Raw genomic sequence first — 24,207 nt, 5'->3', positions numbered from 1 at the left:
AAGCGGTTTATTTAGGAAAAAAAATCTTCGGGTTGTACTTTTAACGTTTGTATGGTGGCAGGAATGAGAGACCGGTCGAGGCCCAACCAATAGTAATACCAACTTTCGTCTTTTTCAATTCCTTGAGCTACAGACATATACCATTTATTGATATTGTTGTCGGGTTTACTGCGCCAAAATAGGGGGCGGCAGTGTTCCAAAATTTGATCCCAAATGTCTCGTCCAACTCCTGCCCCTCTTGCCACACCATTGACCGCAAACTTAGATAGTAAGTATCCGTGTTCCGTTTTTTGCATCCAGGCGCAGGCCCTGTAAGATTCTTCTAAAAATAGAACATCAAATTTTGTTTTGTAGAAATCTGGTTTTAAAGGTTTTCCGAAAGATTCCTCAATGAGTTGGAACACTCGTTTCATATCTACATCTTCGGTAGAATGGCAGACTTTAATTTTGTTTTTTCGCTTAACAAGGGTTCCGCTTCCTTTGACCGTAAAAAGTTCTGTAAGCAGGGTAAAGGGTGATGTGATTACAATACCAAATTTAGGGTCTTCGATTTTGGATAATAGATCTTCCGACAGATTTACAAATTCTTCCTGTGACCTAGAGAGGGTAGTCCCTTCTGGTAGAGAAAAACTTTTATCTCTTTGTACAATGGATTTTACTTTGCCAGAAATTGGATCTTTCAGCGGACCATCAATCGAAACATAAATGACTTTTGAAGAGTGAAGGATGGACCTGCACCGATCTAGGAGAGAAGAAAGTTTTTCCGAATCATCATCCCAAAGTAAAATAGGGATTTTTTTCTGACGTATGCTTTCTGTTACTGCTTCTTTCAGTGGTTGGTTACGATCCATTACTTGATAGGTAAAACCTAAACTTTTTTCTCCTTCTGCATTCATTTGTTCGAGAGGGAAAAAAACTTTCAAATACTGGAAACTATCAACTTCTAAAACAACAAAAGGAAATAAATCCAATTGGTAGAGTAACTTCAAATCGGAGAAAAGGGCTTCCGAACTCTCAAATATGGTTTCAGAATCCGCATAAAGAATGGCAAACGATTCTGGGGAAAGAGACTGAAATTCTTTTAAGAAAAGAAGCCCGTCTCTTGGATCCCTTGTGATTTCAAAGACTCGGCTAAGAACGTCTTTGGAATTCATTTCCCCCCACGGATTTCGTAATCCACTATTTTTGCTTTTAGGTTTGCATGTTTTAAACTTAAGTGGGAGTTTTCTTTCAGACCAAACTTTCCAAGGAGAGAAAAATCTGCAGAAAGAACGGTAAACTTCCAACCACCAAATTCGTTTTTGATGACCCGTCCAAATTGAAAATACATCTCTCGCAAATCTTCCATTGGTTTTCCGATCCGGTCCCCGTATGGCGGGTTTGTAACCACGTGTCCCTGGGTTCCAAAATTGTTTTTGAGTTCTAAACAATCGCCCACTTCAAATTTCACAAAGTCTTCCACACCAGCCTCATAGGCATTTTCTTTTGCTATGCGAATGGCTTCCGGATCCACATCAAATCCAAATAGGTGAGGTGATTCTGGTTTTTCTTTTTTTCGTTCAGAAAATACATAGGTAGGAAAAAGAATTTGAAACACGGGGGATTCAGCAAATAAAAACCGATTGATTTCGCCATACAGGCGTTCTCTGAGTGCCGCTTCAATGAGGATGGTGCCTGAACCGCACATTGGATCCACCAATGTATTTCCTTCTTTCCAACCAGACATTTCCAACATGGCCTGGGCTATGGGTTCACGCACAGGTGCATTCCCAGCAAACAAACGGTAACCTCTCCTGCCCACAGGATCTCCGGAAAAGGAAAGTTCAATACTAAACTTGTCGGTATGGGAGCGAACTACAATGGTGATGTCTGCCATTCGTTTTTCGATTTCAGGAAGTGGAATCTTTTTGCTACGGAGCCTGTCGAGAACTGCATCTTTCATACGATGCATGGTAAATTCAGAATTTCTTAATTTGTCCTTGGTTTCAGCATCAATGCGAAAACTAACTTCAGGACCAATGTATTTTTCCCAAGGAAGTTCACTTGCTTTAGTATAAAATTCATCATAGTCATCTGCATTGTCATGTAATAGTTGTAAGTTGATCCTTGAGGCAAACTTTGTATGGATGGCAAAATCAATGACATCCTCTTTTTTTCCAGAAAAGAAAACTCCACCTCGGTTAGAACTATCAATTTTAAGGCGATGTGATTTTAATTCGGATTCCAAAAGCGGAGAAAGACCCTCTCCGCAAATGGCATGGTAAGTTGGGTGAGTAGGTTTTATTCCGAGTCTCCTAATTTCTGAGCCAAGTAGTTTTGGATACCAATCGACTCAATAATGGATTTTTGAGTTTCGATCCAATCGATATGTTCTTCTTCGGAAACGAGAATTTTTTCAAAAAGTTCTCTAGTTCCATTGTCCTTTGCGGCAACACAGATATCGATTCCGCGATTGAGTCTTTCCACAGCACCATATTCCAATTGTAAATCATGGTCCAACATTTCAGGAACCGTTTGTCCTACATTGATTTTTGAGTATTTTTGGAGATCGGGAATTCCATCAAAAAATAAGATCCTTTCTATGATTTCGTCCGCATGTTTCATCTCTTCGATGGATTCTTTACGAAGGTATTCTGCTAGTTCCAAATACCCCCAATTTTTACAGACTTTTGCATGAATAAAATACTGATTGATGGCTGTGAGTTCTGCCGTGAGAACTTCCGCTAAAATGTCGATTACTTCTTTCTTTCCCTTCATATGGGTGGCCTCATTTTATTGCGTTCAATTGGAAAGATAATTGGTTTTCATAGAATAGGCAAGCGTAAACTCTATTCGTATGAAGAAAGTTTACATTCACAATCCAGCATTGAGTGTATTTGGTAAACACAAAGGATCCCAATTGGATTTATCCTTTGCGACCGCAAAACAATCTGTACATGAGTTTCAATCTCACAAAATTCAGTTTATTATTTATGCCAGCTTTTCTCCTGATTCTTATAACAAAGAGTATCATCTCTCCGCAAAACTTCCCAGTCGGCTTGGACTTCGTGATTTGTATTCGGTAAGGATGGAAACCGCATCTTCGTCTGGAGCTGCCGCCTTTCAATTGGGGGTGAATTTAATTCTGAGTGGTAGATTCGATCATGGATTGGTAGTTGCCACTGAACTCATGTCGCAACTGAATCGAGAAGAAAGTAATCTTTTGTTAGGTTCTGTCCTCTCGGATTCGCAAAAGGCCTTGGGGATGTCCATGGCCCAAGGTGGTGCCATGATCACTCGGAAGTATCTAACCGATTATGGATACAAAGAAGAAGACCTTTTTGTTATTTCAAAAAAACTCCATGACAATGGACTTCAGAATCCCAAAGCACATATCAAAAAAAATCTAACTTGGGAAGACTACAAAACTCAGGCCATGATTGCAAGTCCCCTGGGTTTGTATGATATCTCACCACTCTCAGATGGTTCGGCTGCACTTGTTCTTTCCAAAGATCCGAGCGCCATTGTTGTCAAAGGAATGGGTTCGGGAACAGCCCCCTTTCTTTCTTCTGCAGAACCTAGTTTCCTTGCCAACCAAAATGCCTTCGCCAAAGCGTACGCAGAAGCAGGGGTGGGTCCAGGTGACATCGGTTTTGCGGAATTGCACGATGCCTTCACACCTTTTGAGCTCGTTGGAGCAGAAGATGCCGGCTTTTTCAAACGGGGGGAGGCTTTATTCCAAGTAAAAGCAGGTCTCACCCATCCCAAAGGAAAAATCCCTATCAATTCCTCAGGAGGACTCAAATCACGGGGCCATCCGGTGGGAGCCTCGGGACTTGCACAAATTGTAGAACTTTGTCGGTTCTTTGAGGAATGGCCGGAAAAGCGGTTGGCAGTAGCACAAAGTATAGGTGGACTTGCTACAAACAACTTTGTGTCGATACTAGAAAGAGAGTGATGCCCGAAAAAATATTGATCATCCAAACGGCCTTCTTAGGTGACCTGATCCTATCTACTTCGTTTTTCCATGCGGTAAAAACAGAACATCCAGGTGCAGAAGTCCATGTACTCGTGAATGCCGGCACAGAATCCGTATTAGATAATAATTCGGATATAACAAGAGTTTGGTCTTTGGAGAAAAAAAGGATCAAAAAGAATCCGTTTGCCTTTTTACATTTTGCCGGATTATTGAAAAAGGAACATTTTAGTAAGGTATATTCTGCCCATTTTTCTTTTCGTTCGAGTTTGCTTTCTTATCTAACAAAGGCTCCCATTCGAATCGGTTATAAAGAGTCGGGGTTTTCTTTTTTACATACAAGAACGGTACAAAGGCCAAAACAAGGCCCGCATGAAGTAGAAAAACTATTCTCCCTGTTATTTGAAGAGTATGATTTTCCTAGTGGAAGAGAAAGAAGGCCTTATTTATTTCCGGGCCCAGCTGAAGAAGAATCTTTTTTAATAAAAAAGAAAGAGATTTTATCAAATGAAGAAGGTTATATCCTCATTGCGCCATCTTCTCTTTGGGAAACCAAACGAATGCCAGAAGAAAAATTTGTGAGTGTCATCACTCAGATTCTTCGCAAACGAAAAGAAACAGTCATTCTTATTGGTAGCAAAGCAGATTTAGAAATCGAAAATACAATCTTTCGACTGATGAAAACCGAACCTTTACAACTCCGGGAACGCAATCGTTTGTTATCACTTGTCGGAAAAACAAATTTGAAAGAACTGATGGTTTGGATAAAAAACTCCAAAGCCATTATCTCTAATGATTCCAGTCCCATTCATTTTGCCTCCGCTTTTAATACACCAACTGTCATGTTGTATGGAGCGACCATTCCTGCCTTTGGTTACGGAAGTCTTTCTGATAAACATAAAATTATGGAAGTGCAGGGTCTAAACTGTAGGCCATGCGGGATCCATGGAGGTCGGATTTGCCCTGAAGGACATTTCCGCTGTATGATGGACCAAAACCCTGTCCGTATCTTTGAAGCCCTAGAGGAAGTCATCAAACCATGAAATTGCCTGATAAAAAAACAAAAGATTATAATGGAAAGTTGTATCGCAGTCGGATCACAAACATCCAAAAGAAATTAAAAAAAGGTGAGATCTTTTTACTCTTTGCCGCAAGCCATAAAATCCGAAACAGGGATGTGGAATATAAATTCCGCCAAAATTCCGACTTTTATTATCTCACCGGAATCACAGAAGAAGATACAATTCTTGTCATTACAAGTGAAGTGGCAGGTATGTTTTGTTTGCCTAAAGATAAAGAAAAAGAGATCTGGACCGGGATTCGGATCGGAAAAGAAAAAATCAAATCGATGTTAGATTTAAATTTTTCCTATGACCTAACCGACTGGGAAAAAGAAAAATCTGCCATTCTTATCGGGAACCACACTCTTTATTACTTTTTTGGAGAGAACCCTGATCGGGACCGGGAACTGATTACAGAATGCCGTAATCTTTCAGAAAGGGCAAGAGAAGGAAAGTTTGGTCCGCACCGGATCGAACATCCCAATTTTTTGCATGAAGAAAGATTAATCAAATCCAAAGAAGAAATTTCTCTTTTAAAAAATGCCTCTGAGATTACGAAACAGGGCCATATACGCATTATGCGAGAAAGTAAACCAGGAATGTATGAATACGAGTTAGAAGCACTGCTTGATTTGGAATATTTGAAATATGGGTCCATTGGTGGTGGGTACGGTCATATCGTTGCTGCGGGAAAAAATGCCTGTATCCTTCATTATGTGAATAACGACGACATTCTAAAGGATGGGGACTTGGTTCTTGTCGATTCCGGTGCCGAATGGAATTATTATACTGCTGATGTGACAAGGGTTTTTCCTGTTGGAAAAAAATTCACCGAGGCTCAAAAGACAGTGTATGAAATTGTTCTTTATGCGCAAAAAAATGCGATTCGTAATTCTGTGGTCGGAACTCCCTTCAATGAAATCCATGAAAAAACCGTTCGATTTCTTGCCGATTGTTTGAGAGATATGGGTTTATTAAAAGGAAGTTTAGAAGAAATTATCGAAAAGGGAACTTACCGAAAGTTCTATATGCATAGAACAGGTCACTATCTTGGAATGGATGTACATGATGTGGGAAGGTATTTCCTAGAAGGCAAATCTCGACCATTAAAAAACGGCCAAGTGGTTACAGTCGAACCTGGACTCTATTTTGATCCGACTGACGATACCATTCCTAAAGAATTTCGAGGGATCGGAATTCGTATCGAAGATGATATTTTGATTCATGGAAAAACACCCATCAACTTAACGGAATCTATCCCTAAAGAAATTTCCGATATTGAAGCTTTAAAGGCCTAAAGGATAAAATCATTGATAGACAAGTTTTTTCTTTATGACTAGAGAACTACCGAAACGTTTCCGATCGGTTCGTTACTTCGATCGGATCAGTTCTGAAATTGCAGAAATTGTCCGTTTAGAGATGGAGAAGTTAGGTTATCCGGGCCTTACTACTTCCCATTTTGAGATCCTAACTTTTCTTTTGCGAAGTTCTGTTCCTATCAATATGACGCAAGTTGCCAAAACCATTGAGAAAACAAAGCCGACGTGTACTGTACTTGTCAATCGTTTGGTAAAGGAAGGTCTCGTGGAACGAAATCCTTCTCCGAGTGATGGAAGGGAATGGGCCCTTTTGTTATCTAAGGATGGAAAAAAAATTCGCCAAAAGATAGTTACAATTTCGGCAAAACTTCTTTCCTTACAAACCTGGGGAATCTCAAAAGAAAACGAGGATATTTTGTATCCTATCCTCGATCAAATTTACAAACACATACGAAAGAAAAAAGAAAGTTAAATTAAAAAAGGGGAATCCTTAGGAAGTAAAAACGGGTCTTCTTACTTGCACAGAAGCAGAAATTCCTTCCTGCGCATCTTTGGATTGGATACTTTGGATGGTTGCCTTGATATCTGTTTCTATAAGTGCCAAAAGGTCTCTTTGGACAGACAAAATTCCTGACTTTGTATCTTTCATAGCAGAAAGAGAATTCTTTTTTAGTTTGGTCTGCAAAGACTTAGATTTTTTCTTTAAGTCATCTTCCGTAGTCACAATTTCTTCAAACAAAGTGGGCATCTCTTTTGCTTTAAAAGCATCACCTAACAAAACATGGCGTTTTGCCGCATCATAACCTACAGCTTCTCCCATCAGTGCATAAATAAAGGAGGGGACCTGGATTCCAATTTTTACTTCCGGCAATCCAAAACGAATGTCTTCTGTGACAAACCGGTAGTCGCAAACAAGGGCCAACATCGCCCCGTAACCGAGAGCATGGCCTGAAATTTCCGCAATGGTGGGAACAGGAAGAGTGTATAATCCTTTTAAATTTTCATAAAACAGATTTAAAAAAGGTGCAAGGTCTTTTGACATATCCATGGTGCTGACAGTAGTTAGGTCGAGACCCAATGAAAAAGTTCCAGGAGAATCACTTTTTAAAACAATGACTTTGGAATTAGATTCCTTTGCCGATTGGATTGCCTTTTTCAATGCCAAAAACGATTCGTTAGAAAAACTGTTCTTGTCATTGATTCCTAATCGGATAAAACCGGTTCCGTCTACTTCTTCGAATGAAATCATGTGAATCCTCTAAAATGGTTAGATGTCTAACTAATGAAACGGGGGTAAAAAACGACAAGAGTAATTTTCTTTATTTGGAATTTAAAAGGTAAGTTTTGATGACTTCTTTCATGACCGCAAGGCCAATGGGAAGGGCATCTTCATCGAAATCAAAAAAAGAGCTATGGTGTGGGTGGACCAGTCCCTTGGATTCATTCCTAGAACCGATAAAAAAATAACATCCAGGGCGTTCCATAAGAAAGGCTGAAAAATCTTCTCCACCCATGGTTCGAGTATTCTCTTCTGTGAGAGAGTCCTCTCCTAGAACATTCTTTGCGGCGACTCTGACGATATCTGCCATACTAGGATCATTGATGGTGGGTTTATCGATCCGGTTGTATTCGAAATCAATTTTGGCACCAAACCCAGAGGCAACTTGTTCAACGAGTGCCTCCATTCGTTTCGGAATCATTTCATAAACTGACTTGGAATAGGTTCTTACTGTTCCGTGAAGAGTGGCGGTTTCTGGAATCACATTGAAAGCATTTCCGGAATGAAAAGATCCCACTGTTACTACACATGGTTCCAGAGGGTCTACGTTTCGAGATACTAATGTTTGTAAGGCAGTGACTAAGTGAGAACCAACAACAATGGGATCCACTGTATGTTGTGGCATAGCCCCGTGGCCTGAGGTGCCCTTGACCGTGATTTTGAATTCATCCACAGAAGCCATCATGGTTCCGTTCACAACACCCACTTGTCCCAAATCAATATGATTCCAAACATGGAGGGCAAATACCGAATCCACTTGGTACCGGTCCAAGATCCCGGAGGCAATCATACGATCGGCTCCCGAACCACCTTCTTCGGCAGGTTGGAAACAGAGGAGGACACGACCTTTGGGAACAAATTCAGAAAATGAAGTTTTTAGTTCGGAAGATAGAGCCAAAAGGATGCTTGTATGTCCATCATGGCCACAAGCATGCATCTTTCCGGGTGTTTTACTTTTGTATTCATGCGTATTTTCTTCATGGATAGGAAGTGCATCCATATCAGCACGAACAAGGATGGTTTTTCCGGGAATTCCAGAATCAAAGAGAGCCACAAGCCCAGTCTCTGCGATCCCGGATTCCACTTGAAAACCTAAAGATTCTAAATGGGAAATAACAAAAGAAGCCGTCCCCCTTTCTTCGTATTTGAGTTCTGGGAACTGGTGAAAGGTTCTTCTGTAACGAACCATCTCCTCTTTACGTTCTGTGGGATAAACTTTCATAATTTGTTGGTTTCTTGTTTGGCTCTCTTTTCGACTTCTTCCAAAATAGAATAGAGATCGAGTCCATATTTCTCAAAAAGAGAATTTTTTGCCAACTCATAACGAACTAAATTAATATTAAAATTGATCTTAGCTTGTGTCACTGCAAGTTCCACATTCGCCAAACTATCCAAGGCATTTTTTACGTTAACAGCCGTATAACGGCCCTGGCGGAATCGTTCCATAAGCCCATTGTAAAAAATTTCCGTTTCTTTACGAGTTTTCATTAGGTCTTTTAGAAGGGCGTGGCTTGCAATCAGTGCTTCATGACGATTATCAATCTCTTGAGTGATTTCCTGTTCCAAGTTTTGGATTTTCATCTCGTTTACTTTGAGATTGGTTTCCGCATCTCGAATTCCCGCCTTGATTCCCAAATCCCAAAGAGGATAAGACATCTTTAACTCTGCCAAAATTTGAGGGTAGTTGAAGGAAGTAATTCCCCTTTGGCGAGCAATGAAGTTGTCCTGAGGAGAAAGGAAATTTTGACCAATGGAACTATAAGAAAACGTGGCAAGTAGAGACGGATCATCTTCTGCAAGAGCTGTGTTCAGAGCAAGTTTGGCAATTTCTCTCTCTCTTTTTAAGATGAGGTAGTCTGTCCTACGGGAAAGTGCATATTCTTTGTCAGCTTTTAAATCGATTCCTGTGGGCAAGGTTTCACTTAAGTCAGTGACTCCTTCAATGGAAGAACCTGCATCTACATTCAAAATCCGAACCAAATTTCTTTCAGCTTCAATTCGATCGACTTTTGCTTTTTCAAGTAAAGACTGAGTTCGTAAGTATGCCTGGTTCCATTGGTTCACTTCAAATCCTTCTGAAAGTCCAAGTCCAGTTTTACGCAAAGTCAAACGTCGGATCTCTTCTGTATTTTTGGAAACCTTTTCGTAAGTGGCAATGCGAGAATCCACAATACTAAGAGACCAGTAGTCAACGAGAATCTTTACAACAAGTTGTGTTAGTATGTTGATATAGTTTTCACGAATGAGTAAGGTTTGGTTTTTTAGAAGTTTTTCTTTATCTTCTTCGTTTTTGCCAAACCCATATTTGAGAAGTTCTTGGGAAAGAGTTGCTGAGATCGCTCCCGTATACATGGGGGGAGCTGCCAGTAAACTTGCAAAACCAGCAGTCTGTGAATTAGGATTTTCAAATGCGTTTACGTCATAACGTATGGTGCTGATTTCCGTTTTGAAATACGTTCCGGTTTTGAACTGTTTTTCTACACCTGCAGAGATTTTATCTTGGGACCGAATCGTTTCGGCAAAGATATTGTTTCGGTTATCAGGAAAGAGTTGTTTGGCGGATTGAATACTTGCCAAAGCTTTCCAACTGTATTTAGACTCGTTTTTCCATTCGGGACTGTCTGCCTTAACAATTTCCAATTTTGCATTTTGAACAATGGTATTATTTTCAATTACCTGTTCGATTGCTTGTGAAATGCTTAGGCGTAGTTTTTTTCCTGGTTGGAGAGAATCCGGTACCGTATTGCCGTTTTCCCATTGGGCAAGCTGCATACGTTTTATATCTTCATCAAAGTCTGATTCCGCAAAAATGGGGAAACTTAGGAGACTAAAAGATATTAACCAGCTGGTCAACTTCCGAGGATTTATGTGAAAATATGGGGAAAAAAAATTGTGACTGTTCAATGGAAACTTCTTAAACCCCTTACTCAGACAAGATGAAAAAATCAATGTTGTCAATCAACCTAAAATGTAAAAAGCTACGTGAAGAAACATTGGTTTCTGGGAGTGCAATGTGGCAAATATGTCGAAAAAACCGAATCGTCTGGTTCATGAAAAAAGTCCTTACTTGTTACAACATGCACACAATCCCGTTGATTGGTTCCCCTGGGGAGTGGAAGCCTTCGAAAAAGCCCAAAAGGAGGATAAAGTCATCCTTTTGTCCATTGGATATTCGACTTGCCACTGGTGCCATGTGATGGAACGGGAATCATTTGAAGATGATTCTACAGCAGAAGTCTTAAATCGTGATTTCGTATGCATCAAGTTAGACAGAGAAGAACGTCCCGACATCGATAAAATTTATATGGATTCACTCCACGCAATGGGAACACAGGGCGGGTGGCCACTCAACATGTTTCTCACACCTAATAAAGAACCCATCCTTGGTGGAACTTACTTTCCTCCTGAAAATCGCTACGGAAAACGTAGTTTCAAAGAAGTTCTGCGCCTGGTTTCGGAAGCATGGAAAAATCAAAGGGAGGAATTGATCACTGCCGCTTCCGATTTGACAAAATACTTACGAGACAACGAAACAAGAACCAATGAAGGAAAACTTCCAGACCCAGATATCATAGATAGGAATTTTGAACGATACCTCCAAGTGTACGATAAAGAATTTTTTGGTTTCAAAACGAACACGGTAAATAAATTTCCGCCCAGTATGGCCCTTGGTTTTCTTGTGGAATACAGCTTACGAAAAAAAGAACCACGGGCCTTGGAGATGGCTTTTAACACAGCTTATGCCATGAAGTTTGGCGGGATTTACGACCAAGTGGGTGGCGGAATTTGCCGTTATGCGACGGACCATGAATGGCTCGTTCCTCATTTTGAAAAGATGTTGTATGACAATTCTTTATATGTAGAAGCACTATCTTTACTTTATAAGGCGACTGGTGATTCCTTCTTTTTAGATGTAATCAGAGAAATTGTAACTTATATTAGAAGAGATATGACTTTAGAATCGGGAGGCATTGCCAGTGCGGAGGATGCAGATTCCGAAGGAGAAGAAGGAAAGTTTTATCTCTGGAATCATTCGGAATTTAGTTCGATTGTTTCTGAGGAAGAAATCCTAGGATTTTGGAATGTCACAGAAGAGGGAAATTTTGAACACCAAAACATCCTCAATCTCTATTGGAAGGGAAAAAATCCTTTTGTTGAGGGAATTCAGTTCAAACCAGATTTTTTAGAGAAACTAGAGTCAGCCAAATTGAAGTTACTCGCAAAACGAAGCCATAGAATTCGTCCGTTACGGGATGACAAAGTGTTAACTTCTTGGAATTGTCTTTGGATCCGAGCCCTTCTCTCGGCTTATGAAGTCTCCGGCGAAAAAGAGTATTTAACGGATGCCAAAAAAATCTATGCCTTTCTCATAAAAAATTTAGTCGGTGAGGACGGTTCGATCCTCAGGCGCTACCGGGAGGGAGAGGCTAAATACTTCGGGACCCTTCCCGATTATGCAGAATTTATCTGGGTCTCTTTTAAACTCTTTCAGTTGGAAGAAAACCTCGAGGCTTATGTAAAGGGGAAACGATCATTGGAATATTTATTTTCCCATTTTGAATCCAAGGTAGGACCTTTTTATGAATCCTTTCACGGAAACGAAGATTTACTTGTGAGAACCATGGAAGGTTATGATGGAGTGGAACCTTCAGGAAATTCCACCATCTTACACTTGTTCCATCTTTTACATTCTTTTGGATATAAAGAAAGAGATTTGTTATCGAAAGCCAATTCGATTTTTGCCTACTTTCTACCGGAGCTCACGCAAAACTCCCTTAGTTATCCTTCCATGATTTCAGCCTTTCAGAAATTCCAATACCCTTCAAAGGAAGTACTCGTGGTATACAAAGACAAGGATCCTAGGGAAGTGGAATCCATTCGAAACAAATTAGGGGAAATCAAAGATCCGAACCTAGTTTGGTTGGTGTTAGAGGAATCTAAGGCAAAGGTTTTGGGGTCGGAACTAGAGCTTCTTTTCGGAAGGGATGCAGGTTCCGGTCTCCGGTTTTATGTATGTCGTAATTTTACTTGTGAATTGCCTAAAGACAATTGGGAAGAAACATTCGCTCTTATACAGCAATAGGAGCAGCATCACCCCAAAGACGATCTAACGAATAATAGGTTCTCATTTCGTCTGTCATGATGTGTACACAAATTTCACCGTAATCGAGAAGGATCCAGCCTGTGGCGTCTTTCGGAAGGTCGGCTAAGTTTTGCCGTTTGACTGCGAGTTTCAAAGGTTTCATGTACTTATCGATGTCTTTGGCACAAGAGCGACCTTGTGTTTCTGTTTTCACAGTTGCGAGTACAAATAAAGAAAGATAACTATGTACGTCTTTTAGATCCAAAAACTGGATATTTTCACATTTTTTATCGATTAATGTCTGTTTGATTTTTTTGAGATGTTCTAATGTCTCGGCACTGATATTCGGCATTTTAGTCCTTGGAATTTTGAAAATCTTCCCCGAGTATGACGGTGGCATCAAGTCCCAGATCTTTCCTAAGGGCGAAGTAAACCCTTCGTCCTTGGAAGGTATCGGAGATAATATCCGTGTACTGTGTGTTTCCGGAGCGGTTTAAGATGATACTGGATTTAAAACTAGAATCCCAGGCATTGTCAACGGAGAGAACTTTCAGACCCTTATCATTCAGAAGCACCTTACCATATCTGGCAAGCCCATTTTTTGGGGTTCCATTCAGGACTTCGATCCGCGCCCGTTCCCCCTCACTAAAGGAAAGGGATCTAAGTTCGCTTGCAAATTTGTGAAAGGCCACCTTTACCGTTTCTTCGTTCGCTTTTAAAACTTCATCTTTGAATTTGGGGCGTCCCATTGGTTCGCCTGGGACTTCAGAAACGCCAAAGTGGATCTTTTCTTTTTTCAAAAAGTCGACTAGTGTCTCCCATTCTTTTAGGGAGAGATTGGTTGTCATTTGAGAATGCAGATACGCAACACGCTGTTTTCCGAGTAAGTCCTTTTTTTCGTGAATGGCTTCAAGAACAGTTAGGAGCACCGTTTCTTGGATCTCCAAACGACGGATATAGGAAATCATAGATTCGTCTGCGAGTGAGCTCATCCAATCAAAAGTATCTTCCCCATCTAAAATATAAGTCTGTTTATTTCTTGCATAATTTTTTGTTATATGAAGCGACTTGGGTTCAAAAAAAAGATTGAGTCCACCAAGTAAGTTGACCCAATTCTGGAATTGCTGTTTGGTCCAAACAATTTTAAAAGGGATATTAGAATCTAAAGTATCTTCCAAAACAGATTCCACATACGATGGGGCAGAACTTCCTTTTTCTTTTAGAGATTTATCCCCATTATCAAAACTGGTTTTGGGATTTACAAAAAAAAGAGCCGCCTTCTTTTCATTGGGATAAATTTCCGCATAAAGAGAAAACAAATATTCGTCCTTTTCACCTAACACGGAAAATAAGATAGGCAATCGTTTGCTTTGGGAAAACTTTTGGTCTAGAGAAAATCCCGCTTTGGAGCGAAAGATTAAAAAAAGGAGTGCAATCAAAAAGAAAGATCCTGCTGCGATCAAAAGAGTTTTTGCAGGGATTGTTTGTTTTTTAGGAGCTTCACGTAACATCGATTTGGTTTCCTTTTGAATTTTTCGCAGATAGGTTGTACATATGCATTGTATAAGGATGAATGACTTCTTTTTTTTCCATAAGAAAGGAAATCGTTTGGAACGCTTTCATAAAAACACCGTAGTCCAGGTTTTCCTCTGTTTTCTGAATCCAGAAAGTAAGGTCGGCTTGTTTGTCCGCATAGTCAGAACCTAAAAAATCAGCGGCATACAAAATTTTATCCAAAAGGGAAGGTTCTGGATTACCAAGGGTATGAGAAGAAATGGCTTTTGCGATTTCAGAATCAACAAAACAGTATTCCCTCTCTAGCCATAAAGGTGCCGAATAAGCATGAAGGGCCTGCAAAGGAATCCCATCCATATCCACAGTAAATTCTCGAAATAATTCAGAATGAATTTCTGTTTTCTTTTGTTTGGTGATGTCGTGACAAAGTCCTGCCAGGTAAGCTTTCTTCGGGTAAGGATAACCATGGACCTTCGCTAAGGTCTCAGCATACTTTGCCACCCGAAGGATGTGTTGGAAACGAGTATCCGTGACTTGGGTGGGGACTTCCGCTTCAAAGAACTCCATCCAATCTTCTAGTGATGCGGAAGGAGATGGTTTCACAAAAAAACATCACCCTGTTTTGCTTTTAAAAACTGGATAGCGAGTTCTCTTGTTTTTGGTAAAACAAATGGCTCCTCCCAGTCTCCGTTGGCAATTTTCCGAATTTCTTTGCTACTCATCGGAAGGATCGGATTTTCTAAAATGAGAACATGCGATTTAGGAAGGAAGTTCGGTAGCTGGATCTCTTGGGGATACGAAGTCTCCCTGCGAACTACAATTAGTTGTTTGGTGGCTTTTAGGATTTCTAAGTAGGACTTCCACTGATCAAAAGAACTTAAATTGTCTTCTCCTATAACCAAAGAAAGTTCGGCGTCTGGATGGAGACATTTTAGTGCCTCTAAGCTATCGATCGTATAACTTATATTTGATTGTTTAATTTCCTCATCCCAAAGGATCACTTTTTCAGAAAGGAGTCCTTCAAATTCAGCCAAACAGAGTTCCCAAATTTCTCCTGGTGTAAAGGTGCGTTCACCAACCTTAAAAGGAGAAACGTAATTAGGACAAACATACAAAAGGGCATTCGGATACGTTTTGGAAATCGTTTCAATCACATGCCGATGTCCTCGGTGGGGGGGATTGAAACTTCCTCCAAAAAAAAGAACTTCCATTTTAGCCGCGGACCTGCCCGCCACCCGTTACATATGTAGTCGTTGTAGTTAGGTGGATGAGGCCCATAGGTCCACGTACATGGAGTTTCCCTGTAGAAATTCCAACTTCAGCACCAAGGCCATACTCACCTCCATCATGAAACCTGGTGGAACAATTCACAAAAATGGCCGCACTATCTAATTCTTGTTGGAATTTACGAATTTCAGAAACGTCTTCTGATAATATACATTCGGTATGGCCAGAACTATACTTACGAATATTTTCCATGGCTTCTGTCACAGAACCCACAATTCGGACACTCAGTCTTATATCTAAAAATTCTGTATAAAAATCATCTTCTGACGCAGGTTTGGCGGTAGAGAGTTGTTTTTGAATCGAAGTATCCCCAAGAATTTGGATTCCAGAAGATTCTAAGTTAGAAAGTAATCCTGCAAGATTCGGATAATCTTTATGGATAAACAAATTTTCTAAAGCATTACATACCCCAGGACGTTGTACTTTGGAATTTACAAGAATGGGAAGAACAATCTCCGGATTGGCATGGTTTGATAAATAGAGATTAGTAACACCTTTATCATGTTTAATTACAGGGATTTTACTATTCTCAGATACAAACCGAATGAGGGCCTCCCCACCACGAGGAACAATCACATCAATCAGGTTTTCCAATTGGAAGAAGGGAACCATGGCTGCGCGTTCTGTATTTTCTACAAAGGTAACAACATCTTTTGTTACTCCAGGGAGTTTTATTTCTTCAATTGCTTGGTGGAATAATGAGGATAGAATCAAATTCGAATGAAAGGCTTCTGAACCACCTCGCAAAATACAAGCGTTACCTGATTTAAAAGAAAGAGAGGCGATGTCAATAATGACATTGGGTCTAGATTCAAAGATTGTCATCACCACACCAATAGGTACTCGTTTGGTGAGAAGTTCGAGTCCATTCGGAAGGATTGTTCCTCGAACCACTTCGCCAACGGGATCTGGAAGGTTACGAATCTCTTCGATGCTTTTAGCCATTCCTTTGATTCGTTTGGAATCTAAAAGAAGGCGGTCCATCATAGCGGAAGAGAGTCCTTTCTCTTTTCCGTTTTTCATATCCAATTGGTTTTTTTCAATGATTGCGGCTTCGTTTGTTAAAAGGAGTTCTTCCACACGGAGAAGGACTGCATTTTTTTGAAGGGTGGTAAGTCCTTTCAAGGCTCTACTTGCTAACTTAGCCTTGGAGGCTAATTCCTTTGCGTAGGTTGTCAATTCATCTGCCATAATTCACTCCGAGGGTAAAGAAAAGAAATGCGTTTGGATCTCCGATGTGGTTGGAATTCTATGAGGAAACGATTCATTGGCCACTAAAGTTCCAATATTTTCCTTTTCAAAAAATTGAGAGATGGCATGTTTCTCCTCCCCGTTTACAATCCCTGTTTTAATTCCAAACGGTAACAAAAGTTTCGCGGCATTGATTTTGGTAAACATACCACCGGTGCCGGGTCCAGAAGGTCCAGTGGCAAGGTTTTCCGTTTCCTTGCTAATTTCGGTAAATAAATCGATTTTGGAATTTTCTTTTAAAAAACCATCCACACCCGTTAATACAAGAAGTAGGTCAGCACCCACAATGGAGGCCACAATGGCAGAAAGAATGTCATTATCTCCCAGATTGATCTCTTCGGTAGATACAGAGTCGTTTTCATTGACGATAGGGAGGATTCCCCAATCCAAAAGTTGGCGAAAGGTTTGTTTCAGGTTGGTAAAACTTTTTTCTTCGTTTAAGTCTTTTCTTCCAAATAAAATTTGAGCGATAGGAATATTGACTCGGCTAAAAAAACTTTCATACAAATTGAGTAGTTTGTTTTGGCCCATAGCAGCAAACGCTTGTTTCTCGGCAAGGGTGGTTTTTCCATTGGGAAGATTTCCGTTTTGGTTGACCAATAGTTTTTTCCCTTGAGCAATGGCACCCGAAGAAACAAGAATCACTTCTTTTCCTTGGTCACGTAAACTTCGGATATCACCAACAAGGTCATATAAAAAGTCATTAATTTTGGATTCTTCGCCCGAAACACGAGCACTTCCAATTTTTACAACAATGAGCTTTGCTTTTTGGATGGAGTTTAAAAATTCCTTACGTGTTTTCATAAACTAACTTAGTTTTTTCAGGAAAGAATACTTTATCTATCCGTTCGAGTAAATAATCAAGGTTTGACTCTTTGTCTGCTGAAATACAAATAATTTCACCTAGATGAGAATAGTTCTTTTGAATCTCTGCCGTGAACTCGGGGTCATTATCCCAAATATCCATTTTGTTGATGACAATGAGAAATTTTTTATCCAAAAGAGAGTCATTGTAATTCCCAAGTTCACTTCGTAACATTTCCAATTCTTCTTCGAGTTGTAAATTCCCACCATCGAATAAAAATAGAATCCCTTGGACCCTTTCAATGTGTTTGAGAAAACTAATCCCAAGGCCCACACCGCGAGAAGCCCCTTCAATGATTCCAGGGATATCTGCTACTGTATAACGAAATAAATCTTCATGTCTATGCACCACACCTAAGTTAGGGGAGAGGGTAGTAAAGGCATAACCAGCAATTTTAGGATGGGCATGAGTGATTTTTGCAAGTAAGGTCGACTTGCCAGCGTTAGGAAGTCCTACAATGCCAATGTCTGCGAGGAGTTTCAGCTCTAACAATAACGATAGTTCGCCGCCTTCCTCTCCGGGTTGGCTATATCTCGGTGCTTGTTGGATGGATGTTTTGAAAAAAGTATTTCCTTTTCCACCGCGCCCTCCGGTGGCAATGGTAAAACTTTCTCCATCAAAATTGAAATCATAGAGAAGTTCCATAGTCACCGAATCGAGGATTTGAGTTCCTACGGGAACTTTGAGGATTAAGTCTTCTCCGTTTTTTCCATGTCTGTTTTGTCCAAGGCCAGGTTCGCCGTCTTGGGCAGAATACAAACGGTCGGGTAGGTAATTTTCCAAAGTCATCATCCGTCCTTCGGCAAGGAAAATGACATCTCCTCCTTTTCCTCCATCACCCCCGTCAGGGCCACCAAATTCGACAAACTTCTCTTTATGGAAGTGGACAGAACCTGCCCCTCCGTGTCCGGCTCGAATTCGAATGGGTACTTCGTCGATAAATCCGCTCATAATATCCTTTGGTCAAAAAAAAACCCGTTCAAGGAAATCCTAAAACGGGTTTTGTCCTCTCATCTGTAAGAGAGGATTATACTTTCGGGTAAACGGAGATTTGTTGTCTTTCTCTCGTTACATGTTCGAAAGTAACAACACCGTCAATCAGTGCAAATAGGGTATGGTCACGACCCATTCCTACGTTCTTTCCGGGTTTGTATTCTGTTCCTCTTTGGCGAACGATGATGTTACCAGCAATTGCGAGTTGACCACCGTAAACTTTTACACCAAGTCTTTTCGATACCGAATCACGACCGTTCTTTGTGGATCCCCCACCTTTTTTTGTAGCCATTTGTTTACCCCTTTATGATTACGTCTTGGATGGAAATCGCTTCGGAATGAGCAGTTGATAAACTTTTTAATCCAAACTCCACCATAGAAAGTAGGCTTTGGTAGCCATCCCTTTGGTCCATTTTGACTAAAAACTCTAAATACCCGTCTCGTTTTGTTTCCGATTCCAAACTGTTTTGTGATGCCAAATACGAGTGTGCACTCTGAACAAGAGTGGATACTCCAGCACACAAAAGGTTTTCGCCGTTTGAACCTAAGTTCTTGGGAGAATGTCCTTCCAGTTGGATTCCTGCGATTTTCCCTCCTAAATTTTTAAAAATCTTACTATAAATCAATTATCCGTTGATTGATACTACTTGGAGTTTTTGGAGTTGTTGTCTATGACCCCAAGATCTCTTGTAGTTCTTTCTTTTTTTGTATTTAAAGCCGTGGATTTTTTCACCCTTACAGTCTTCTAATACCTTTAAAGTTACTTTGGCACCGGAAAGCGCTGGCGATCCAATGTTTACTTTATTGTTATCGGAAAGGAGTAGGACTTTTGTTTCTACTGTACTTCCGACCGAGTTTCCTGTTTTTTCGGCGACGAATACCTGGTCAGGAGACACTTTAAATTGTTTGGCTCCAAGTTCAATGATGGCGAACATATAACTATCCTAATCTCTTTCTCGAATGTAGTTCTTACCAGGATTTCTGATAGGCACCTCTTGTCAAACGCAAATCCCCATTTACAGCCTAAGTGGATTGGAATTTCTGGTAAAAACAATGGAAATTCGCAACATCGCCATCATCGCACACGTCGACCACGGTAAGACGACACTCACAGATTGTATCCTTCGCCATACGGGCGCCGTAACCGCGAAAGAAGACCGAGAGAGAATTATGGACTCCAATGCATTGGAGCAAGAAAAAGGGATTACGATCCTTGCCAAAAACACTTCGGTAAAGTATAAGGGAACCCGCATTAATATCGTAGATACTCCAGGTCACGCTGACTTCGGAGGAGAAGTGGAACGAGTTTTGTCCATGACAGACTGTACACTTTTACTTGTGGACGCTTTTGACGGGCCAATGCCACAAACCAGGTTTGTACTTGGGAAATCACTCCAACTAGGCCACAAACCGATTGTAGTGGTGAATAAAGTCGACAGGGAAGGGGCAAGGCCAGGTTTTTCGGTGGATAAGGTATTTGACCTATTCAGTGATCTTGGTGCCACAGAAGAACAGTTAGACTTCCCTATCATCTATGCTTCCGCAAAACAAGGTTGGGCCGTAAACCATCTATCCGAAGTTCCAGGATCTAACATCGAACCACTTCTAGATAAAGTTTTAGAACATGTTCCGCCGGTGAAAAGAGACAGCCACAAAGAACTTCAATTCCAAGTCACTGCTCTTGACTATAATGAATATGTAGGTCGTATTGCCATTGGTAAAATTTACCAAGGTACGATGAAAAAGGGTGCGGATGTCACTCTTGCTAAAACCAACGGAACCACTGCCAATTATAAAATCACAAAACTTTATGGATACGAAGGACTCACTCGTTACGAAATTGATGAAGCGGGGTCTGGGGATATCGTGGCCATGGCGGGAATTCCGGATGTATTTATCGGGGATACCGTTTGTGACTTAGGGAATCCACTCCCACTTCCAGCCATCCAAGTAGAAGAACCGACTGTATCCATGTTCTTTATGGTAAACAACTCTCCGTTTGCTGGTAAAGAAGGAAAGTATGTAACAACACGGAACTTACGTGAACGTCTTGACCGAGAGTTAGAAACCAACGTAGCACTGCGTTTGGAAGAAACAGAAGATAAAGATCGTTTTAAAATTTTGGGACGTGGGGAACTCCACTTATCCATCCTCATTGAAAACATGCGAAGAGAAGGGTACGAACTCCAAGTATCTCGACCTGAAGTCATCATCAAATACAACGAAGCGAATGAGAAAATTGAACCATACGAAACACTCGTGATGGATTTACCTGACCAATACTCTGGTGCTTGTATCCAAGAACTGAACCGCCGTAAAGGTGAGTTACAAGGAATGGATGCGCATACTTCAGGAATCACTCGAGTGGAATACATCATTCCGACACGAGGACTTATTGGTTTTAGAGGACACTTCATTTCGGAAACACGAGGGGAAGGGGTTATGTCTAGTCGTTTCCTAAAGTTTGATAAATACAAAGGCGAAATTCCTGGTCGTAAAAACGGAGCTCTTATTTCTATGGACTCTGGAGATTCGACGGCTTATGCTCTTTGGAAAGTGCAAGAACGTGGAGATCTTTTCATCGAACCACAAGTTGCTGTATATCCTGGAATGATCCTAGGAATGAATAGCCGTGACACTGATTTAGAAGTAAACCCGGTTCGAGAAAAGAAATTAACCAACGTTCGGGCTTCCGGGTCTGATGAAGCGATCCGCCTCATTCCCCCAAGGAAACTAACTTTGGAACAATCCATAGAATTTTTGGATGATGATGAACTTTTGGAAGTCACACCACAAAGTTTACGTCTTCGTAAAAAGGTTTTGGATGCCAGTATGAGAAAAAGATCTAGTGGTGGTCGTTAGAAAAAACGCACCTTAAACAGAGTAAAAAGGGACTAAATGTTTAGTCCCTTTTTTATGTACAATTAGTGTTTAGAAACCGAGTCCTTTTAGTGCATCTCCTGCACCTGGAATTTTTTTCAAGGCATCGGCTGCTTTGCCCTTGATGACTTCCTTCACAGCACCACCAATCAAATCAGTAAGTGTTCCAAGACCCACCCCGAGTTCCACATTGGGATTACGAATGTCTCCATAAGTGCGAAAGGGAATAAATAGTCTTTCGTCTTTCACTAGGTTTCCCACGATTTTATTACGAAGGGCTTTTGTATCCCCTTGGCCTTTGGTGGCTTGTTTGATTTTTTCATCCAAAGATGCTAGAGACTTTTTTGATTCGTCTTCATCATACAACATTCCCATTTTCATTTCATGGTAGTTTGTGGTTGTGACTATATAAGATCCTTTTGTAATTTGTAGGTCATAGTTTTTTGTGGGAAAGGTCGGTTCATCCAAAAAAGTAACCTTACCGTTGCTATACTCAACCTTAAAGGAAACATCTTTCCTTAGTTCTGCTTTTTCTTTCAGTTTATCGAGTTTGAGGCCAGCTTGGTTCATTACAGGTAGTTCTCCCGCAATGGCATCAAAGGCGGCAAATCCAGAAACAAAGGAATCTTCTTTCATGGTGACTTCATAAATAACTTTTGGATTCACAAGTCCCGTTTTCACAACAAAAGGAACTACTTTTCCATCCGTTTCTAAGATAAACTTGGCAGCTTCTTTTTTGTTTCTACCAACAATCGTCACATCGGCATCAAAATTCACATCAACGTTGTTATGCGAATCTAAATCACTTCCATCAATATCGATATCTGTTAATTCTAAATCTAATTTTTGGATTTGGATTTGTTGGCCAGTTTTGCGCATATTGACTTGGATGTTTCCATCTTGGATTCCTACAAGACCCATCTTAATGGCAATAGGAATGTCTTTGATAGAAAATGGTCCCGAAGGAGGAGAACTCGCTTCTTCTTTGGCCTCTTCTTCTGCTTCTTTTTTCTTTTCAGCAATTGCTTCCGCAGAAAGGGCAGGATTTTTCTCACCATCCACAATCTTTGGTGTTTTAAAAAGGGAGGTGAGATTATTTCCTCCATCTTCATTCATAGTGAGGGAAATCACAGGCTGTTTTAGAACAATTTTATTTACTTTTAAGGTTTTGGTAAGTAGAGCCAAAAAAGATATTTTAACTTCTGCTTTTCCCAATTGGATAAGACCTTTGGGTTTCGATTTCCTTTCGTCCAGTGGAGTTCCTTGGTTTGCCACTTCATCCCTCGGAGCAAGGATGATCCCTTCAATCTCAATTCCAGAAAGGACGTTGATGAGGTTGATATTGACTGATTCTACATGGGCGCGCACATTGATGGCGGATTCGATTTGTTTGACAAGAAAACTAGGAGTGATAAAACTCCCAGCAAAAACTAATGCGATGATTACGATGAGAAGAATGGTTGCGATCACCGCACCAATTCCATACCCTATTTTTTTCATATTTTCTCCTGATTTTGGCACTAAAGAGTGGAATTGAGACTAAGAGAAAATTGGGTTCTGTAAAGTAAAAAAGGGAAAGAAATTAATTCAATATCCGAACTGAACTGATAATGTTCGTTAACTGCTGGAAAAGTTCATCGCCCACTTCTTCATCGGAGTTGTAAGTCACAAGGATCATCCGCATTTGGTTGGCAACCATGTAGACCATCCATACGCGGTCTTCCTTTTGAAATTCACAAGCTCGGATCGAGGTTCCTTCGTTGTTTTCGAACACTGCCACATTTTCTGCGTCATAATCAATTTCGTGGATTTTTAGATAGTTTTCTAATGGTAGAATCAAATTTTTAACGCAACACCGATAATCTAATGAATAAGGTGTTAATAAATGAATCATTATACAAGAATTAATTTGAAAGAAAGGGAAGTAATTGCTGAGATGCGATTTAAAGAGGAAAGTATTAGAAGTATAGCTAAGATACTGAATCGAAGTCCTTCAAGCATTTCCAGAGAATTATCTAAAGGTTATTCAAGAAATTCTTTCATTAATTATTCAGTATCAAATGCTCAAATCATTTCACAGAAGAATGAAAGTTCCAGAAATTCTGGTAAAATAAAGTTGCAAAAACATCCAAATTTACGAAAATTTATAAAATCTAAATTAGAACTTAAATGGTCACCAGAGCAAATAGAGATGTCTTTAAAAGAAAATCTGCCAAGCGGAATTACAGAATCAGTTTCCCATCAAACTATTTATACTTATATCTATCTTTTACCGAGAGGCGAACTAAAAAAGGAATTGCAAAGCTATCTACGCCGAAAGATGAAACCCTACAAAAAGTCGAAAAATACTGATAATAGAGGTAAAATACCAGACATGATAAGCATTGAAGAACGACCAAAATCAGTTGAAAAAAAGATCAATTCCAGGACATTGGGAAGGTGATTTGATAATTGGAAAGAATCAACAAAAAGTGCAATTGGTACAAATTGTAGAGAGAACTACTAGAAATGTTATACTGGTTCCTTTAACAAGCACAGATGCTGGGACCGTCAGAAAAAGTTTTGCCAAGGAACTAAAAAAAATGCCAACAGAGCTTAGACTTTCGATAACTTATGATCAAGGTAAAGAAATGAGTAACCATAAGCTATTTACAAAAGATACTCAAATGAAAGTATATTTTTGTCATCCGGGAAGTCCTTGGGAAATCGTATAACTTCG

The 24,207-nt window shown here is 40.2% G+C and carries 23 protein-coding genes and 2 pseudogenes; 7 read left to right on the top strand and 18 right to left on the bottom strand.

Features of this window, described 5'->3' with window-relative positions; translation table 11 throughout:
- Positions 1–11: 11 nt before the first annotated feature.
- The 3 genes from LEP1GSC199_RS10790 to bfr are packed head-to-tail and all read right to left on the bottom strand — an operon-like array spanning position 12 to position 2,757.
- A complete protein-coding gene (locus LEP1GSC199_RS10790; RefSeq protein WP_002983119.1) occupies positions 12–1,154 on the bottom strand; it encodes a hypothetical protein in 1,143 nt (380 codons plus the stop codon).
- Positions 1,151–2,254 carry a THUMP domain-containing class I SAM-dependent RNA methyltransferase gene (locus LEP1GSC199_RS10785; RefSeq protein WP_415857907.1) on the bottom strand — a complete coding sequence of 368 codons (1,104 nt, stop codon included), beginning with the start codon at positions 2,252–2,254 and terminating at the stop codon, positions 1,151–1,153. Before LEP1GSC199_RS10785 ends, LEP1GSC199_RS10790 begins: the two co-directional genes overlap by 4 nt.
- A 26-nt stretch (positions 2,255–2,280) precedes the next feature.
- Positions 2,281–2,757, bottom strand: a complete 477-nt coding sequence (gene bfr, locus LEP1GSC199_RS10780) for a bacterioferritin (protein WP_002982601.1) — start codon at positions 2,755–2,757, stop codon at positions 2,281–2,283.
- A 79-nt stretch (positions 2,758–2,836) separates the two neighbouring features.
- Between bfr and LEP1GSC199_RS10775 the strand changes: the two genes are divergently transcribed.
- Genes LEP1GSC199_RS10775 through LEP1GSC199_RS10760 form a run of 4 tightly spaced genes read left to right on the top strand, consistent with a single transcriptional unit; the run spans position 2,837 to position 6,807 of the window.
- Complete coding sequence (locus tag LEP1GSC199_RS10775) at positions 2,837–3,937, top strand: thiolase family protein (protein ID WP_002982332.1); 1,101 nt, start codon at positions 2,837–2,839, stop codon at positions 3,935–3,937.
- Positions 3,937–4,998: a lipopolysaccharide heptosyltransferase II gene (gene waaF / locus LEP1GSC199_RS10770; RefSeq protein WP_002982995.1), complete on the top strand. Its 1,062-nt coding sequence runs from the start codon at positions 3,937–3,939 to the stop codon at positions 4,996–4,998. The genes LEP1GSC199_RS10775 and waaF overlap by 1 nt, the downstream gene beginning before the upstream one ends.
- Positions 4,995–6,314 (top strand): aminopeptidase P family protein, encoded by a 1,320-nt coding sequence (locus LEP1GSC199_RS10765; protein WP_002982495.1) that lies wholly within the window; start codon positions 4,995–4,997, stop codon positions 6,312–6,314. The genes waaF and LEP1GSC199_RS10765 overlap by 4 nt, the downstream gene beginning before the upstream one ends.
- 34 nt (positions 6,315–6,348) lie before the next feature.
- Positions 6,349–6,807 (top strand): MarR family winged helix-turn-helix transcriptional regulator, encoded by a 459-nt coding sequence (locus tag LEP1GSC199_RS10760; RefSeq protein ID WP_002982571.1) that lies wholly within the window; start codon positions 6,349–6,351, stop codon positions 6,805–6,807.
- Between the two features lie 18 nt (positions 6,808–6,825).
- On the opposite strand, the gene LEP1GSC199_RS10755 is transcribed toward LEP1GSC199_RS10760, so the two are convergent.
- From LEP1GSC199_RS10755 to LEP1GSC199_RS10745, 3 genes are all read right to left on the bottom strand, one after another.
- Positions 6,826–7,584, bottom strand: coding sequence for an enoyl-CoA hydratase/isomerase family protein (locus tag LEP1GSC199_RS10755; RefSeq protein ID WP_002983282.1), 759 nt, complete (start codon positions 7,582–7,584; stop codon positions 6,826–6,828).
- A 70-nt stretch (positions 7,585–7,654) separates the two neighbouring features.
- A complete protein-coding gene (locus LEP1GSC199_RS10750; RefSeq protein WP_002982437.1) occupies positions 7,655–8,836 on the bottom strand; it encodes a M20 metallopeptidase family protein in 1,182 nt (393 codons plus the stop codon).
- Entirely contained in the window at positions 8,833–10,386 is a 1,554-nt protein-coding gene (locus LEP1GSC199_RS10745; RefSeq protein WP_002982611.1) for a TolC family protein, read from the bottom strand. Before LEP1GSC199_RS10745 ends, LEP1GSC199_RS10750 begins: the two co-directional genes overlap by 4 nt.
- A 250-nt stretch (positions 10,387–10,636) precedes the next feature.
- Here LEP1GSC199_RS10745 and LEP1GSC199_RS10740 point away from each other — a divergent pair, with 250 nt between their 5' ends.
- Positions 10,637–12,697, top strand: a complete 2,061-nt coding sequence (locus LEP1GSC199_RS10740) for a thioredoxin domain-containing protein (protein ID WP_002982316.1) — start codon at positions 10,637–10,639, stop codon at positions 12,695–12,697.
- Here LEP1GSC199_RS10740 and rsfS read toward each other — a convergent pair.
- The 10 genes from rsfS to rplU form a co-directional block, all read right to left on the bottom strand.
- On the bottom strand, positions 12,684–13,049 hold the full coding sequence (gene rsfS, locus LEP1GSC199_RS10735; RefSeq protein WP_002974064.1) for a ribosome silencing factor: 366 nt from the start codon (positions 13,047–13,049) through the stop codon (positions 12,684–12,686). The genes LEP1GSC199_RS10740 and rsfS overlap by 14 nt on opposite strands.
- Position 13,050: 1 nt before the next feature.
- The gene (locus LEP1GSC199_RS10730) at positions 13,051–14,208 is read right to left on the bottom strand and encodes a LytR C-terminal domain-containing protein (protein ID WP_002982597.1); all 1,158 of its coding nucleotides are present in this window, start codon (positions 14,206–14,208) and stop codon (positions 13,051–13,053) included.
- Entirely contained in the window at positions 14,198–14,815 is a 618-nt protein-coding gene (gene yqeK / locus LEP1GSC199_RS10725) for a bis(5'-nucleosyl)-tetraphosphatase (symmetrical) YqeK (protein WP_002982858.1), read from the bottom strand. The genes LEP1GSC199_RS10730 and yqeK overlap by 11 nt, the downstream gene beginning before the upstream one ends.
- Positions 14,812–15,423 (bottom strand): nicotinate-nicotinamide nucleotide adenylyltransferase, encoded by a 612-nt coding sequence (locus LEP1GSC199_RS10720; protein ID WP_002983132.1) that lies wholly within the window; start codon positions 15,421–15,423, stop codon positions 14,812–14,814. Before LEP1GSC199_RS10720 ends, yqeK begins: the two co-directional genes overlap by 4 nt.
- Position 15,424: 1 nt before the next feature.
- On the bottom strand, positions 15,425–16,690 hold the full coding sequence (locus tag LEP1GSC199_RS10715) for a glutamate-5-semialdehyde dehydrogenase (protein WP_002982519.1): 1,266 nt from the start codon (positions 16,688–16,690) through the stop codon (positions 15,425–15,427).
- 3 nt (positions 16,691–16,693) lie between these two features.
- Positions 16,694–17,554 carry a glutamate 5-kinase gene (gene proB / locus LEP1GSC199_RS10710; protein WP_002982555.1) on the bottom strand — a complete coding sequence of 287 codons (861 nt, stop codon included), beginning with the start codon at positions 17,552–17,554 and terminating at the stop codon, positions 16,694–16,696.
- A complete protein-coding gene (obgE, locus tag LEP1GSC199_RS10705; RefSeq protein ID WP_002983145.1) occupies positions 17,541–18,566 on the bottom strand; it encodes a GTPase ObgE in 1,026 nt (341 codons plus the stop codon). The genes proB and obgE overlap by 14 nt, the downstream gene beginning before the upstream one ends.
- Before the next feature lie 76 nt (positions 18,567–18,642).
- Positions 18,643–18,900, bottom strand: a complete 258-nt coding sequence (gene rpmA, locus LEP1GSC199_RS10700) for a 50S ribosomal protein L27 (RefSeq protein WP_002982837.1) — start codon at positions 18,898–18,900, stop codon at positions 18,643–18,645.
- Positions 18,901–18,904: 4 nt separating this feature from the next.
- Positions 18,905–19,234 carry a ribosomal-processing cysteine protease Prp gene (locus LEP1GSC199_RS10695; RefSeq protein WP_002982614.1) on the bottom strand — a complete coding sequence of 110 codons (330 nt, stop codon included), beginning with the start codon at positions 19,232–19,234 and terminating at the stop codon, positions 18,905–18,907.
- Positions 19,235–19,543 carry a 50S ribosomal protein L21 gene (gene rplU / locus LEP1GSC199_RS10690; protein WP_002982882.1) on the bottom strand — a complete coding sequence of 103 codons (309 nt, stop codon included), beginning with the start codon at positions 19,541–19,543 and terminating at the stop codon, positions 19,235–19,237. It abuts the gene before it with no gap.
- Between the two features lie 118 nt (positions 19,544–19,661).
- On the opposite strand from rplU, the gene typA reads away from it, so the two are divergent.
- A complete protein-coding gene (gene typA, locus LEP1GSC199_RS10685) occupies positions 19,662–21,470 on the top strand; it encodes a translational GTPase TypA (protein ID WP_002982596.1) in 1,809 nt (602 codons plus the stop codon).
- Positions 21,471–21,539: 69 nt separating this feature from the next.
- On the opposite strand, the gene LEP1GSC199_RS10680 is transcribed toward typA, so the two are convergent.
- Entirely contained in the window at positions 21,540–22,988 is a 1,449-nt protein-coding gene (locus LEP1GSC199_RS10680) for an AsmA family protein (protein ID WP_002982248.1), read from the bottom strand.
- Positions 22,989–23,070: 82 nt separating this feature from the next.
- A pseudogene (locus tag LEP1GSC199_RS10675) lies at positions 23,071–23,316 on the bottom strand (hypothetical protein); the annotation flags it as partial.
- A gap of 57 nt (positions 23,317–23,373) precedes the next feature.
- Between LEP1GSC199_RS10675 and LEP1GSC199_RS10670 the strand changes: the two are divergent.
- Positions 23,374–24,193: pseudogene (locus tag LEP1GSC199_RS10670) on the top strand (IS30 family transposase); the annotation flags it as partial.
- Positions 24,194–24,207 lie beyond the last annotated feature (14 nt).

Origin of the sequence: Leptospira vanthielii serovar Holland str. Waz Holland = ATCC 700522, from assembly GCF_000332455.1 — a bacterium.
In the GTDB taxonomy this organism is placed as follows: Bacteria; Spirochaetota; Leptospiria; order Leptospirales; family Leptospiraceae; genus Leptospira_A; species Leptospira_A vanthielii.
This window is presented reverse-complemented; position numbering and strand designations above follow the sequence as displayed.